The organism is Campylobacter sp. RM16189 (assembly GCF_012978815.1).
Lineage (GTDB): Bacteria > Campylobacterota > Campylobacteria > Campylobacterales > Campylobacteraceae > Campylobacter_A.
The window spans coordinates 108,625-123,115 of the sequence record NZ_LIWR01000003.1 but is presented as its reverse complement, the minus strand read 5'-3'; the positions used below and the strand labels follow the sequence as shown (position 1 = coordinate 123,115).

General features: G+C 38.1%; 12 protein-coding genes and 1 tRNA gene. 3 read left to right on the top strand and 10 right to left on the bottom strand.

Features of this window, described 5'->3' with window-relative positions:
• Nucleotides 1-78 precede the first annotated feature (78 nt).
• Nucleotides 79-432 carry a histidine triad nucleotide-binding protein gene (locus tag CDOM16189_RS02770; RefSeq protein ID WP_169974273.1) on the top strand — a complete coding sequence of 118 codons (354 nt, stop codon included), beginning with the start codon at nt 79-81 and terminating at the stop codon, nt 430-432.
• A gap of 52 nt (nt 433-484) precedes the next feature.
• On the opposite strand, the gene argH is transcribed toward CDOM16189_RS02770, so the two are convergent.
• The 9 genes from argH to CDOM16189_RS02725 all read right to left on the bottom strand — a co-directional run bounded on the left by argH (nt 485) and on the right by CDOM16189_RS02725 (nt 12,864).
• The gene (gene argH, locus CDOM16189_RS02765) at nt 485-1,864 is read right to left on the bottom strand and encodes an argininosuccinate lyase (protein ID WP_169974491.1); all 1,380 of its coding nucleotides are present in this window, start codon (nt 1,862-1,864) and stop codon (nt 485-487) included.
• 12 nt (nt 1,865-1,876) lie between these two features.
• Nucleotides 1,877-3,244, bottom strand: coding sequence for a CAP domain-containing protein (locus tag CDOM16189_RS02760; RefSeq protein WP_169974275.1), 1,368 nt, complete (start codon nt 3,242-3,244; stop codon nt 1,877-1,879).
• A complete protein-coding gene (pckA, locus tag CDOM16189_RS02755) occupies nt 3,213-4,790 on the bottom strand; it encodes a phosphoenolpyruvate carboxykinase (ATP) (RefSeq protein ID WP_169974277.1) in 1,578 nt (525 codons plus the stop codon). The genes CDOM16189_RS02760 and pckA overlap by 32 nt, the downstream gene beginning before the upstream one ends.
• A 69-nt stretch (nt 4,791-4,859) precedes the next feature.
• Complete coding sequence (locus tag CDOM16189_RS02750) at nt 4,860-6,695, bottom strand: biotin/lipoyl-containing protein (RefSeq protein ID WP_169974279.1); 1,836 nt, start codon at nt 6,693-6,695, stop codon at nt 4,860-4,862.
• 133 nt (nt 6,696-6,828) lie between these two features.
• Nucleotides 6,829-8,250, bottom strand: a complete 1,422-nt coding sequence (locus CDOM16189_RS02745; RefSeq protein WP_169974281.1) for a DUF4139 domain-containing protein — start codon at nt 8,248-8,250, stop codon at nt 6,829-6,831.
• 93 nt (nt 8,251-8,343) lie between these two features.
• Nucleotides 8,344-9,666 carry a TRAP transporter large permease gene (locus tag CDOM16189_RS02740; RefSeq protein WP_169974283.1) on the bottom strand — a complete coding sequence of 441 codons (1,323 nt, stop codon included), beginning with the start codon at nt 9,664-9,666 and terminating at the stop codon, nt 8,344-8,346.
• Nucleotide 9,667: 1 nt separating this feature from the next.
• Nucleotides 9,668-10,162 (bottom strand): TRAP transporter small permease subunit, encoded by a 495-nt coding sequence (locus CDOM16189_RS02735; RefSeq protein WP_169974492.1) that lies wholly within the window; start codon nt 10,160-10,162, stop codon nt 9,668-9,670.
• A gap of 31 nt (nt 10,163-10,193) precedes the next feature.
• Nucleotides 10,194-11,528 (bottom strand): sodium-dependent transporter, encoded by a 1,335-nt coding sequence (locus CDOM16189_RS02730; protein ID WP_169974285.1) that lies wholly within the window; start codon nt 11,526-11,528, stop codon nt 10,194-10,196.
• Between the two features lies 1 nt (nt 11,529).
• Nucleotides 11,530-12,864 carry a sodium-dependent transporter gene (locus CDOM16189_RS02725; RefSeq protein ID WP_169974287.1) on the bottom strand — a complete coding sequence of 445 codons (1,335 nt, stop codon included), beginning with the start codon at nt 12,862-12,864 and terminating at the stop codon, nt 11,530-11,532.
• 255 nt (nt 12,865-13,119) lie between these two features.
• Between CDOM16189_RS02725 and CDOM16189_RS02720 the strand changes: the two genes are divergently transcribed.
• Together CDOM16189_RS02720 and CDOM16189_RS02715 are read left to right on the top strand one after the other, a co-directional pair.
• Nucleotides 13,120-13,422 carry a F0F1 ATP synthase subunit C gene (locus tag CDOM16189_RS02720; protein ID WP_169974289.1) on the top strand — a complete coding sequence of 101 codons (303 nt, stop codon included), beginning with the start codon at nt 13,120-13,122 and terminating at the stop codon, nt 13,420-13,422.
• Nucleotides 13,423-13,469: 47 nt separating this feature from the next.
• A tRNA-Leu gene (locus CDOM16189_RS02715) sits at nt 13,470-13,554 on the top strand.
• A gap of 75 nt (nt 13,555-13,629) precedes the next feature.
• Here CDOM16189_RS02715 and CDOM16189_RS02710 read toward each other — a convergent pair.
• Nucleotides 13,630-14,481 carry a universal stress protein gene (locus CDOM16189_RS02710; protein ID WP_169974291.1) on the bottom strand — a complete coding sequence of 284 codons (852 nt, stop codon included), beginning with the start codon at nt 14,479-14,481 and terminating at the stop codon, nt 13,630-13,632.
• Nucleotides 14,482-14,491: the final 10 nt, after the last annotated feature.

The following is a 14,491-nucleotide window of genomic DNA, read 5'->3' as shown; positions in this document are numbered from 1 at the left end:
AATTTTTGCTTACAGGAACAAGGCTCAATTTTATACTATATTTTGTTATAATTTGAAAATTTTAAACAGGAGATAATCATGACAATTTTTGAAAAGATAGTAGCAGGCGAAATCCCTTGCAACAAGGTTCTTGAAAGCGAGAAATTTCTGGCATTTAACGACATAAATCCAAAGGCGCCGATTCATATTTTAATAATTCCAAAAAAACACTTTAAAAATTTTCAAGAGATGGACACTACGCTCATGGGCGAGATGACTAAATTTATCCAAGAAGTTGCAACTCTTATGGGGCTTGATAAGAGCGGATATCGCCTAGTTACAAACAACGGCGAAAACGGCGGTCAAGAGGTTATGCACCTGCATTTTCATATGCTTGGAGGCGCAAAACTCGGCTGGGTTGATGCAGCTACCGATCCGCAATCAACTTTTTAATTATATTTTAAAGGCGAGCCGTGCTATCATGCTCGCCCTATCTGTTTTAACTCTATCTTAAATCTTTAAGCCACTCATTAAGCGAATTTATCTGCTTTTGTACGCTTAAATTTGACGTTCCGCCAAGCGAAGTTCTAGCCTCTTTGGAAGCATGCAGATCTAAAAATTTAACCGCATTTTCGTCCAAATTTTCATCCACTTCTTTTAGCTGCTTAGCATTAAGCTCGCTTAGATCAATGCCTAAATTTTCAGCCTTTGCTACGGCCTTGCCTGTGATAAAGTGAGCGGTTCTAAACGGTACATTTTTTTCGCGCACTAAAAAATCAGCCAGATCGGTTGCGCTTAAATGCCCTTTTTTAGTCGCCTCAAGCATATTTTTTTCATTAAATTTAGCCTCTTTCATCATCTCATTTAAGATATGCACCGAAGTAAACGCGGTGTGAACACTATCAAAGACACCTTCCTTATCCTCTTGCATGTCTTTGTTATAAGCTAACGGCAGCCCTTTCATGGTAGTTAGAAGCGCTATCAAATTTCCATTTACGCGCCCTGTCTTTCCGCGGATAAGTTCGGCTACATCGGGATTTTTCTTCTGAGGCATGATCGAGCTTCCGGTCGAATACGTATCGCTAATCGTAACAAAGCCAAATTCTTGAGAACTCCAAAGTATCAGCTCCTCACAAAGCCTTGAAGCATGCGTCATCAGCACGCTTATGTTAAATAAAATTTCAAGCGCGAAGTCTCGGTCGCTAACGCTATCCATCGCATTTTGCGTAATACCGCTAAATTTAAGCTCACGTGCCACAAGCTCTCTATCTATAGGATGAGGCGTGCCCGCAAGTGCGGCTGATCCAAGCGGACAGAAGTTGTTTCGCCCATATGAGCTTGAAAATCGCTCATGATCACGCTTAAACATAAAAGCATACGCAAGCAGATGATAAGCAAGACTGATCGGCTGAGCGTGCTGAAGGTGCGTAAAGCCAGGCATTAGTGTATCAAGATGACTGCTCGCAAGAGAGTTTAGAGTAGAGATGAGAGAGTAAATTTCATTCATGATCTCAAGCGAACTGCGCTGCACATAAAGGCGAAAATCAAGCGCGACCTGATCGTTTCTACTGCGTGCCGTATGAAGCCTACCGCCAAGCTCGCTTCCGATGATATCGCTTAGGCGCTTTTCCACGCTCATATGAATATCTTCATCTTCGATTTTAAACTCAAATTTGCCCTCTCCTATCTCGGCTAAAACCGCGTCAAGCCCCTTTATGATGGCCTCTGCTTCATCAGGCTTTAAAATCCCGCAAGCTCCAAGCATCTTAGCGTGAGTCTTGCTGCCTGCGATATCTTCGCGATACAAATTCTTATCAAAGCCGATAGAGGCGTTAAACTCCTCAAGAAGCCTTGAGCTAGCCTCGCTAAACCTTCCCGACCACATCTTTTTCACTGCCTACCTCCTTAATGTTCTACCTATTATAATAAACACGATTATCACGCCAAGCACCATGAGAGCGGATTTTATGATATATTCTTTACGCTCTTTCTGAGCTTTTGGCGAACTTTCACTAAGCCTTACCTTAATCTCATCGCCACCACTTGTTTTTATGGTTAGTATATCACCCTCCATACCGCTTAACTTCACACTTAGGGTGTTTGTACCGCTTTGTTTTACTTCTGATTTTAACAAAGCATAAGAGTTGTAAGAGTAACTTGTAAGCAAGTCGTTACAATCCTTTGGACGAAAGAAAATTTCATATATATTGTCTGGTTTTACACTCAAAACATCGCCATCTTTTGCGTCAAAATAAGGAAATTTAAGCGTTTTAGTCTTAAAATTCCACTTTATCTGTTTAGGTTCATTTTCCTGTGTATAGCTAAAAACTGCGGTGTAATCGGTGTTAAAGCTAAATACCTCTCTTGAAAACGCCGCAAACTGATGAGATGAAAATTTGCGGTTTATATCGCTTTTTTGATCTAAAATTTTTAAATTTCTAAGCTTTTCTTCACCTTTATAAATCTCAAAATTTACAAATTTTATATCTTTTAAACTCTCATTAAACTCTATACTAACAGGGTTTGCGGTGATCTTGCACTCAGGAAAAGGATCAGGAATTTCTCCACTAAAATAAGGCATCACAGGCACTTTATCGGGAAATTTTACATGCTGTTTTGTTGATTTTAAAAACCCTTCAAGCCTACTGTCTTTAACTTTTATATCCTTATTTGTGCAGGCATTTGTGTAAAATTTACCTGAGCCGTTATCGCTCACGCTTCTTTTACAAAATTTATCGACTTCAGAATTACCCATCAAAAAAACATAAGCACTAAATTTATCGCCTCTTGCCGCATCAAAACCTACTTCATTTACGCTTAAATTTAAAAATGCAAACCTATGATAAATCGCCGAAAAAAGCCCGTCTATAGATGTAGCAAAATCGGCCTTATAAGCTATATTTTCAAGTACATGGGAGGAGTTATACCCTGCCGCTTTAGCTCTCTCGGCTGGAGTAGCGCCCGTAAATTTAGCAAGACCTGAGCTTTCATCATGCCCCATATGATTGTGAGCTAGGCTGTATTCGGCGTGATTTTTTGAAGCTAGGCTTAGGTTTTCGTTAAATTTAAGTGCAAATAGTCCTGAGCCTCTTCGGTAGTCGTTTAAGTAGCTAAGCGCGTCGCTGTCGCTTATGTAAGAAAATTCAGGCTGGCTTGCCTCTTTAAGCCTTGTGGGGTCGTAACTACTGTCACAACCCGCAAGCAAAACAAGCCAGACTCCAATCAGCCCAAATTTAAGCTTTAGGGCCGGCTTTTGCGTATTCAACGCCCTCTTTCACATCTTCATATCGCTTGAAATTTGCTTCAAACATAGCGGCAAGCTTATCTCTCATCGCGATGTATTCGTCTTTATTTTCCCACGTATTTATCGGATTTAGAAGTCTTGTTTCCACGCCTGCTAGCTCTTTTGGGATAGCAAGGTTAAATTTCTCAAAATTCTCAAACTCACACTCCCTGATGCTTCCGTCAAGTATGGCGTTTATGCAAGCGCGAGTTGCTTTTATGCTCATTCTTTTGCCAACTCCGTAAGCACCGCCACTCCAGCCAGTATTTACAAGATATACGTTTACGTTGTGCTTATCGATCTTTTCGCCCAAAAGCTTAGCATACATGGTTGGATGAAGCGGCATAAATGGCTCGCCAAAGCAAGCTGAAAATGTCGCCACAGGCTCGGTGATACCGCGCTCAGTTCCTGCAACCTTAGCCGTATATCCACTTAGGAAATAATACATCGCCTGCTCTTTTGTAAGCTTTGAAACAGGAGGAAGCACTCCAAAGGCATCCGCCGTTAGGAAGATTATATTTTCAGGATGGCCGGCACTCAGGCTTGGCTCGTGATTTTCAATATGCTCGATAGGATAACTTACGCGAGTATTTTCGGTCTTGCTTCCATCTTTATAATCAACCACTCCGTTTGCGTCTGCTACCACGTTTTCAAGAAGAGCGTTGCGTTTGATAGCTCCGTAAATTTCAGGCTCGCTCTCTGGATCAAGATTTATACATTTTGCGTAGCAACCACCTTCGAAGTTAAACACGCCGTCATCATCCCAACCATGCTCGTCATCGCCTATTAGTTTGCGGTGTGGATCTGTTGAAAGAGTGGTTTTGCCCGTTCCGCTAAGACCAAAGAAAAGCGCCGTGTCGCCTTCTTTGCCTACATTTGCCGAGCAGTGCATACTTAGCTTGCCTTCAAGCGGAAGCCAGTAGTTCATCATCGAAAAAATTCCTTTTTTCATCTCTCCGCCATACCACGTTCCACCGATTACCGCGACGTTTTCTTCCACGTTAAAGATAACGAAAACTTCTGAATTTAGTCCGTCTTCTTTGTAGTTTTCGTTTGAGCATTTGCAAGCGTTATAAACTACAAAATCAGGCTTAAATTTAGCCAGTTCGACCTCATTTGGTCTTATGAACATATTTTTTACGAAATGCGCTTGCCAAGCAACTTCGGTTACAAATCTAACCGATTTTTTACTCTTATCGCTTGAACCACAAAACGCGTCTTGCACGTAAATTTCTTTACCGCTTAGCTGCTCTTTAGCCTTTTTTAAAAGCTTGTCAAAAAGCTCTTTTGATATCGGCTTATTTACCTTGCCCCAAGCGATGTATTTGCCGCTTGGATCTTGCTTTACGAAATACTTATCTTTAGGGCTTCTTCCGGTAAAAATTCCCGTATCAACCATAAATGTTCCGTTGCTACTTACCTTGCCTTCGTTATTTTTCTTCTCGTGCTCGAAAAGCTCGTCGTAGCTTAGGTTATAATAGACGTTTTTAACGTCTCTCAAGCCTAGTTTTTCAATCTCATTTACCATTGTTTTTCCTTTTTAAATTTTATCGTTGATTTTAGCTCAAATTTCTAGCAAAATATCAGCCAAAACCACCTAAATCCTCGCCAAAATTTGTCCGTTCTTTATCGTTTGCCCAACCTCCACTTCGATTGAATTTACTACGCCGTCCTTTGGAGCTACTACCTCTATCTCCATTTTCATGGCCTCTAGGATAAACATCTTTTGACCCTTTGTCACCTTTTCACCGACTTTAACTAAAATTTTAAAGACATTTCCAGGTAGCGTGCTTAACACCGCTTCGCCGCTGCCGTTTTCGTTTGTAGACTTTCTTCCCGTAGGTGAAATTTCAGGCGGCAAAAGCATAGCATCACTTGCAGATTTTACACTCTTAACCTCAACCGCTCCGCTTGTGCTATCGTAAATTTCAACTTCAAATTTTTTGCCATTTACTACGACGTTATATTTTTCATTTATTGGCTCTCTGCTCTCTTTAGCAGTACAAATTTGCTCGCCGGCAGTTTGCGAAATTTTGCGCACATTTACTTTGCCATCGCCTTTTAAGAATGCAATTCCCTTTTCCTTACAGGCTGCTACGATAAATATGTTTTCTTCACTTGTTTTAATGCCCTCTTTTTCCAGAAGCTCTTTTGTGAATTTTACCGACTTTGTCTCGTCGCGATCAGCTATATCTATGGCATTTTCTTTAGTAGGCTTAAGCCCTAGCTGCTCGCTTGCAAGTTTTACAACCTCTTTATCAGGCTTTGATGGAGTTTTGCCGAAGTATCCAAGCACCATTTTGCCGTATCCGTCGGCGATTTTCTTCCATTTGCCAAAGAGTACGTTATTAAAAGCTTGTTGGAAATAAAACTGACTTACAGGAGTTACTGATGTGCCGTAACCGCCCTTTTCTACGACTTCGCGCATAGCGTCTATCACATCAGGAAATTTATCTAAGATATTATTATCTCTCATCATTTGAGTATTTGCAGTTAGTGCGCCGCCCGGCATAGGAGAAAACGGTATCAGTGGGCTTACTTCCGTCGCTTCAGGTGGGATGAAGTAGTCTTTTAGGCACTCTTTTAGCACTCTTTCGTATTTTAGCACTCTTTCCACATCAAGTCCGCCAAGATCAAATTCCTTGCCTTTTAAAGCGTGCAGCATAGTAAGTATATCAGGCTGACTTGTACCGCCACTTACAGGACTTGCCGCTAGGTCAATGCCGTCGGCTCCCGCTTCAAGTGCGGCTAGATAGCACGCCACGCTAACGCCTGCGGTTTCGTGAGTGTGAAGTCTTATGTGAGTTTTTTCAGGAAGTAGCTTGCGAGCCATTTTGATAGTTTCATAGACTTTTTGCGGGCTGCTTGTACCGCTTGCATCTTTAAAGCAAACGCTATGATAAGGGATGCCTGCATCTAAAATTTCCCTTAAAATTCGCTCGTAAAACGCCACATCATGAGCGCCCACGCATCTTGGAGGCAGATCCATCATAGTTACTACAACTTCATGCTTAAGCCCGTGATGAACTATCCTCTCGCCTGAGTATTTTAAATTTTCTACATCATTCAGTGCGTCAAAATTTCTAATCGTAGTCGTGCCGTGCTTTTTAAAAAGTTTAGCGTGAAGATCGACAAGCTCACGGCTTCCAGTATCAAGAGTTACGGTATTAACGCCTCTGCTTAGAGTTTGCAGGTTTGCCTCGGGTCCTACGACTTCTCTAAATTTATCCATCATAGTAAAAGCGTCTTCGTTCAGATAAAAATAAAGGCTCTGAAAGCGCGCTCCACCGCCAAATTCAAAGTGTGTGATACCGGCTTCTTTCGCTGCGCTAACCGCAGGCAAAAAGTCATCCATAAGAACTCTTGCACCAAATACGGACTGAAATCCGTCCCTAAAGGTGGTATCCATAATATCTATAAACTTCTTTGGCATAGGCTACCTTTTTCACTTTATAAATTTGGTCTTAAAATAGACTGGTAATATAAAAATATATCGCTGATAATTCTATCTTTATTTGCTTTAATTAAAAATTATAATCCTATCCTCTTTATCAATTTTCGACTGATTACTTGCTAGGCTTAGTTAGTTCATATGAAAATTCTATATTCTTACTCTCACTTGGATTTAGGTAAAATTTCCAGCTTATCTCACCTTTTTTTGATATCTCACTCTCTTTTGGATTGTTTTTGGTTGATACGCTTACACTTTCATGTGTAGACACAGGAAGTCTATCTATCAAAGTTACGTTCCATGCAGAATTTGAGTTATTTTTAATCTCGTAATTATAGACCTCTAAAATTTTACTCTTCGCTCCAAAAAACGACTCTTTAGTAAAATCTTTATTTTTCTCTTTTTTCACATTTATTAGATCATTCTTGCCAAAGTAGAGATGACTCTCGCTATTTGGTTCAGCCTTAAAATTTGAAGCCTTGCCAACACTTACGCCGTCTATCTTAAATGCAGTAAGAGCATATTCTATATTTTTCAACGGAATAAAATTTGCTTTTATATAGGCATTTGAGCCGCTATATCCATCTATAATAATCTCAAATTTAGCGTCTAGATTTTGCTTATCGTAGTTAAATACACTCTCCTCGTCAGCCTTTAAATTTACTCTTGAAATTTTCCAAACATTGGCAAGAGTGTTTTGTATATTTTGACTCTCTATATCACTACTGTATGCGCGCTTACTACTTGAATCCAAAGGCATCATGGCAACGGATTCTTGCATCATCCTAGCAGAGCTTCTTTCGGGTTCAGGCTTGCCCTCATACCAAGGATTAAATCTAGGCGGAGTCAAGTTTGAAGAGTAATAAAATGGATAAAGAACGATGGTTAGATTGTTTATATCGATACTTAAAGGATTTTTGACCACCAAATTTTGCTCTATATAAATTTTTGATTTTGTAGTATCCGCTAAAACTTTGTTTTGTGTATTAATGCTAAGCTTTACAGGATATGAAATTTTAACAAACTTAGGGTCACACTCAAAGTCAAGATCGGCCTTTTTAATTTTTTTTAGATTATAAGCATTTATCTTCTTATTTAGCTCTTTAATCTCCTCTTTTAGAGATGTTTGTTCGTTTAAATTTTGCAAAACCGCATCATAAAATTTATCGCTATCTGATTTTACATTCTCGACATTTGACACCTTGATAGGATTTGTAATAGTGATAAATTTAAATTTCTCATCAAGCGCAACAAGCTTATTATTAAGCAAAGAAAGCTTTTTAACATCTGCCTCATACTGCTCGTAAATCTTATTTTTAATGAGTTTGGGCTCTTTTAAGATAATGCTTCTTAGCTCGCACGAAGCAGAGATATCAACATCGTTTGCGTTGATATTTTCCGGTAAATTTACACTAAAAGAGCTTTTTTGATTTGTAAAATTTTGATGTAAGAAGCTTTGATTTTTATATACTTCAAGCAAGCTTTCATCAGCCATTGCGCAAATCATAAGCGCTGAGGTAAGAGCAATTTCTTTCATACCAACCCCCTGTTTTAGAATTTGAGTTAATTATACTCTTTCAGGATTAATATTTGAATTTAAAAACTCTTTATCAATAATATTTTGTATAATTTATAAAAGTATGACTACAAATGCCGCCAAAACCAAAATCTGCAAAATTATAAACGGTATAACCCCCCTATAAATATCTGTAGTTTTTATAGACGATGGCGCCACTCCCTTTAGATAAAATAGGCTAAATCCAAATGGCGGAGTCAAAAACGAAGTCTGTAAATTCATAGCCACAATAATGGCAAAATATAGAGGATTGATACCCAAATTTGCAACTATCGGCACTAAAATAGGCAAAACTATATATGATATCTCAACGAAATCTATAAAAAATCCAAGAGCAAAAATTACAATCATAGTTAGTAGTATAAAGCCCCATTTTTCACCAGGTAAATTTGACATCACCTCTTCTACTATCTCATCTCCTCCTGTATAGCTAAAGACCATTGAAAAAGCGGTCGCACCTACAAGAATGGTAAATACTATAGCCGTAGTTTTCACAGTCTCTTCAAGAGTTTCTTTTAACATCTTAAATGAAAATGTCTTGTAAAAAATAGACAATACCACAGCTCCTACACAACCAAACGCTGAGCTTTCAGTAGGTGTCGCAACGCCGTTAAATATGGAGCCTAAAACAAGCAAAACAAGCACAAGTGGAGGCAAAATGGCTTTAAGTGCGTTTAAAATTTGCCTACTTTTAGGAATTTCACTCTCTGCGACAACTGCTGGAGCGTAATCTCTATGCAAATAAGAGACTATAAGAATATAAGCTACATAAATACCTACAAGAGCTAGTCCCGGGGCTACTGCGCCTTTAAAAAGATCGCCCACAGGCACGGAAAACACATCGCCTAAAATTATAAGCACTATAGACGGAGGAATGATTTGCCCAAGAGTTCCTGATGCGCATATGATTCCACAGGCTAAAGATTTATTGTATTTATATTTAAGCATTACAGGAAGGCTCATTACACCCATAGCAACCACGCTTGCTCCTACAACACCGGTTGATGCGGCAAGCAAAGCTCCTACTAAAACAGTGCTTATAGCCACACCACCGCGAATTTCACCAAACAAAAACGCCATTGATTCAAGCAAACGCTCAGCAAGCTTTGTCTTTTGTAAAACAATACCCATAAACACAAATAGTGGAACGGCGATGAGAATTTTATTCTCCATGATTGAGAAAATTCTATATGGCATAAAAGCAAACATCTCTTTAAAAACTTCAAGTCCGCCAATAAAGCCGCCACCATCTCCAAAGCTCTCAACCATGCCACCAATAAGACCAAAAAGAACCGCAACAGCTCCAAATGTAAAAGCGACAGAAAAGCCTATACCAAGCATCAAAAGAGCAGCTACAAACATAACTATACCGGTCATTTTACCCTCTTTTCTTAGCTGCTATATATAAATTTAGATGTTTTATAAAATATCCTATACTAAAAAATATCAAAAGATAGAATGATAAAGGAATAAACGCCTTAATAATCCATCTATAAGGAAGCCCACCGGGATCGCTACTTCCTTCGCCAGACTCATAAGCCTCTACAACATAATCAAATGAGAGCCAAGAAACCAAAAGCGCAATAGGAAGTATAAAAAATATAACACCTAGCATATTGATTAAGGCCTTTGTTTTAGGACTAAATCCCTCATAAAAAACATCAACTCTTACATGTACATCCTCTTTTAGAGCATAGCTCATGCCAAGCATAATAATAATCGCAAAAAAGTGCCACTCAAGCTCTTGAAGTCCAACGTTTCCGTATTTAAAAAAATATCTTGCAACGACATTGAAAAACACATCAACTATCATTAATAGCATAACAAACATACAAATATACCCGATGATATTAGCTAATTTATTAAAAAACATCTCCGCTTTTAAAAGTTTTTCTTCCACAACCCTACCCCACAATCTGCTTAATCATAATCGCCACAACACAACTTGGCGCAACAAATCTAAGTAAAAAATACCAAATTTCAAAAATAGCAACTCCCATATATGGTACAAATAGCGCACTCAAGCTCTCTTTTTTCATAAAAAATCCAACAAAAATCGCTATAACTATACCTCCAAGTGGCAGCATAATATTTGAGCTTATATAGTCTAATATGTCAAAAAACCCTTTGCCAAAGAAAGTTAGATGATCTTTAAAATTTTCTATATTTGATAAAGCGCAAAGAACTCCTAAAATATATACGCTCGCCCCCACTATAAAAATGGCTTTAGAACGAGAAATTTTAAACTCTTTTGTTATATAAAATATCAAAGGCTCCACCATAGAGATAGCAGATGTAAGTCCCGCAAAAACAAGGGCTGTAAAAAACGCAAAGCTTAGTAAATTTCCGATGGCTCCAAGCTTAGCAAAAAGCGTAGGAAGCGAGATAAAAGCAAGTCCAACACCTTGACTTGGCTGCTCGTTAAACTCAAATACAAATGTAAATACGATAAGTCCTATAACAACGCTAAATACAATGTTTAGAATAACTACATATAGTGATGATGTAAACAAATTTGTCTTATCATCAAGGCTGATTGAATAGGTAATTATCGCGCCAATTCCCACGCACATTGTAAAAAATGCAAGTCCAAGCGCCATAAATACGGCTTCACCAGTAATCTTTGAAAAATCAGGCACTAATAAAAATTTAGCAGCTTCGCCAAATCCGCTCATCTGCATTGAGTAAATTAGCATCAATATTAAAAGAATAGAAAAGGCAGGTAACAACCATAAATTTATACGCTCTATCCCTCTTTTTACACCCTTTGCAAGGATTATAAAATATGCAAAAAGCGCTATAGTAAAATATAAAATTTGACCTACAATATCGCTTGATATAAATTTAGTAAAATTTTGAGCTGAGTCACTTATCTGAGAAGGCAAAGAACCTAAAGACAAAACGGCATATCTCATAACCCAACCTATAATGAGTGTATAAAACGAAGCTATAAATACACCAGTTATCATCATTATTCCGGCAAATCCCCAAAATTTGGAATTTGACGAGGCTAAATTTTTAAATGCATTTGCTGGATCCGAATTTGAAATTTTACCCATAGCCATCTCTGCAAAAAATATGCTAAGCCCCACTATAACGGCAAAAACAAGATACAAAAGCACAAAGGCGGAGCCTCCGTTGCTTCCTACCATATACGGAAATTTCCAAGCATTACCAAGCCCTATAGCAGCACCTACTATAGATAGGATAAAACCTATTTTAGAAAATTTATCACTCATTTTATTTTAGAATTTGATATATCATAATGGCCAAAACAGCAACAGGTATTACAAATCGTAGCAAGAAATACCATATCTCAAACATGGTTTTACTCATAAAACCGCTAAATAATATGTATATACCCTCTTTTTTGAGCACAAAACCCACAAATATACTAAATGTAATTGCACCTACTGGCATTATAATATTTGAAGTTAAATAATCTAATATATCAAAAAATGGTTTTCCAAGCAGCTTAAATGATGTCGGCTCATAAAATGAAAGTATGCAAATAATTCCTAAGCTATATACAAAGATGGCTATATATACCAAGGCTCTTTTACGAGAAATTTTAAGCTTATTTATAAGATAAAATGTAAAAGGCTCTATCATGGAAACCGCACTTGTAATACCTGCAAAAAGAAGCGATGTAAAAAATGCGACAGCAAGAATATTGCCTACAACTCCAAGTTTAGCAAAAAGCGTGGCAAGAGAGACAAATATTAGTCCTGGTCCTCCTTGAGTAGTATCACCGCTATATGCAAAAACAAAAGTAAATACTACAAGGCCCATCATGATACCGACTAAGATATTAATAAAAATGATAGATAGTGTTGACTTGACCAAATTTGTTCCATCTGGCAAGCTAGCAGCATATGTAGGCACAGTACAAACACCCATAGAAAGGGAGAAAAATGCAAGTCCTAATGCCTGAAGAACAATATCTGGAGTGATTTTACTAAAATCCGGCACAAATAAAAACTCAGCAGCCTTAAAAAATCCATCGCCCATAGTAAGAGAGTAGGCAAGCATGATTAAAAGCAAAATAAAAAGCGATGGCATCATCCATACGTTTAGCTTCTCTATGCCGCTTTTTATACCTTTTGAGACCACATAAAATACGATAAAAAATACTACGCTAAAGCACAGGGCCGAGCTTACAAAATCATTGGTTATAAGATTTCCAAATGCCGCACCAGCCTCATCGGTAGTAGATGGAAGACTTGAAAAGCTCAAAAATATATATTTTAAAATCCACCCTATGACAAGCAGATAAAAAGACGCTATAAGCACTCCGCCTATCATAAAAAATCCAGCCATAGACCACTGTTTTTTATATTTAGGGGCAAGCTTTTCAAAAGAGTGCACAGGATCGGTTTCGCCAAGCTTTCCTATGCTAAGCTCTGCCAAAAATGCAACAAAGGCTATACCAAAAGTCAAAACCAGATAAAGGACTATAAAGGCTGAACCGCCGTTATTGCCAACCATTGTAGGAAATTTCCAAGCATTTCCAAGACCTACGGCAGATCCTGCCATCGCTAATACAAAGCCTATTTTTGAGAATTTATCTTGCACGGATTAACCTTGAGATTCATAAAATTTGGATTTTACATTATCATAAAAAAACTTTCAATTTTTTAAATTTGATTAATAGAATAGTAAAAAACGAAACAATATAAAAATATTTTGTAAATTTGTAACACTTTCATTATATTTCCTATTTTTTAAATTTTTAAGTAATTCAAAGCTTAATTTATATAAAATACGAGTTCAAAAAGTTTCAAAGTAGGGGATAAATCCGAAATGGCTTTAAATTTCTAAGGAGAATTCATGAAAAAGTTTCTTTTTCTAATGGCGGCATTTGCTTCTTTCGCATTTGCGGCAGATGGTGGCGAAATGCTAAAATCTTACACAGTTCTTGCTGCGGCTATAGTTCTAGGTATAGCAGCTTTTGGTGGCGCTATAGCTATGGGAAATACAGCTTCTGCAACAATTACAGGAACAGCTAGAAACCCTAGCATCGGAAGCAAACTTATGACAACAATGTTCGTTGCTCTTGCGATGATCGAAGCACAAGTTATCTATGCTCTTGTTATTTGTTTGATCCTTCTTTACGCAAACCCAATGTTATAATAACTCAGCCCGATTAAGGGCTGACTCTTCTTTATTTTATCTCTGTTGCGATCATGGTGGAATTGGTAGACACGCTATCTTGAGGGGGTAGTGCCGGTAGGTGTGCGAGTTCAAATCTCGCTGATCGCACCATTAAAAACTCTCAAAAATTTCATAAATAACTTAGAAAGATATAAGGCAAAAGGAGCAAGGAGCCCCTTTATACTCTTACATAAATACAGGAATTGTAGTGTTTTTAAGAAAGTATCTGGATGTACCGCCTAAGAATATCTCCAAAAATCCGTTTTCACCATGTCTTCCGGCTACTATAAGATCGAAATTTCCATCCTTTGCACTCTTTAAAAGAGCCTCTCCAGGCACTGCCGTAGTGGTTACTATCTCAAAGGTAGCTTTGATTTCATGGATGCTTAGATACTTTTCAAGCTTTTTTAGACTCTCTTCAACAGACTCATCGCTAAGACTTGTTCTGCAAGTGATACAATGAACCCTCTTAGCCTTCTTTAAAAGCTCTATCGAGCTTGAGAGAGCACGAGAATTTTGGATAGAGCCATTCCAGCTAACTAAAATATTATCCGTGCTAAATTTCTTTAAATTTCTTGGTATTGTGATCGCTGTTTTTCCACTCTTTAGTACGGCTGCTTCAAACGTACCGGTTATCTTACCATCAAGCGGTACAGCGGCTATAACCATATCGCAAAATTTAGACTCTTGCTCTACTAAAACGCTTCTTTTTCCGCTCTTTGTAATAAAATTTGCACTCGCTCTGCCGGTTGGCTTATCGCTTATTTCAATATCAAGCTCCACGCAAAGCTTTTTAAAGATCTCTTCATTTTGATTATGTTCCATCTTAAGCTCATTATGAGCAGCTTTTAAAAACTCCTCATATAAAACGCCGCCCCTAAGAGCCATTTTCATATTATATACAACACTTGGATCAAGCTGAGAAGCCAAAATTTCTACATAAGTATCAAAATGCTTGGCTATAAGCAAAGCACCATACATACGTTCTTTTACATCATCTCCTGCACCTATTGGGAAAAATAACTTCTTGCACTGCACGATACTCTCC

Excerpts from the sequence above, each read along its gene's own strand:
- CDOM16189_RS02770 (WP_169974273.1), top strand. The coding sequence starts at position 79 with ATGACAATTTTTGAAAAGATAGTAGCAGGCGAAATCCCTTGCAACAAG.
- argH (WP_169974491.1), bottom strand. The coding sequence starts at position 1,864 with ATGTGGTCGGGAAGGTTTAGCGAGGCTAGCTCAAGGCTTCTTGAGGAG.
- pckA (WP_169974277.1), bottom strand. The coding sequence starts at position 4,790 with ATGGTAAATGAGATTGAAAAACTAGGCTTGAGAGACGTTAAAAACGTC.
- CDOM16189_RS02750 (WP_169974279.1), bottom strand. The coding sequence starts at position 6,695 with ATGCCAAAGAAGTTTATAGATATTATGGATACCACCTTTAGGGACGGA.
- CDOM16189_RS02745 (WP_169974281.1), bottom strand. The coding sequence starts at position 8,250 with ATGAAAGAAATTGCTCTTACCTCAGCGCTTATGATTTGCGCAATGGCT.
- CDOM16189_RS02740 (WP_169974283.1), bottom strand. The coding sequence starts at position 9,666 with ATGACCGGTATAGTTATGTTTGTAGCTGCTCTTTTGATGCTTGGTATA.
- CDOM16189_RS02735 (WP_169974492.1), bottom strand. The coding sequence starts at position 10,162 with ATGTTTTTTAATAAATTAGCTAATATCATCGGGTATATTTGTATGTTT.
- CDOM16189_RS02730 (WP_169974285.1), bottom strand. The coding sequence starts at position 11,528 with ATGAGTGATAAATTTTCTAAAATAGGTTTTATCCTATCTATAGTAGGT.
- CDOM16189_RS02720 (WP_169974289.1), top strand. The coding sequence starts at position 13,120 with ATGAAAAAGTTTCTTTTTCTAATGGCGGCATTTGCTTCTTTCGCATTT.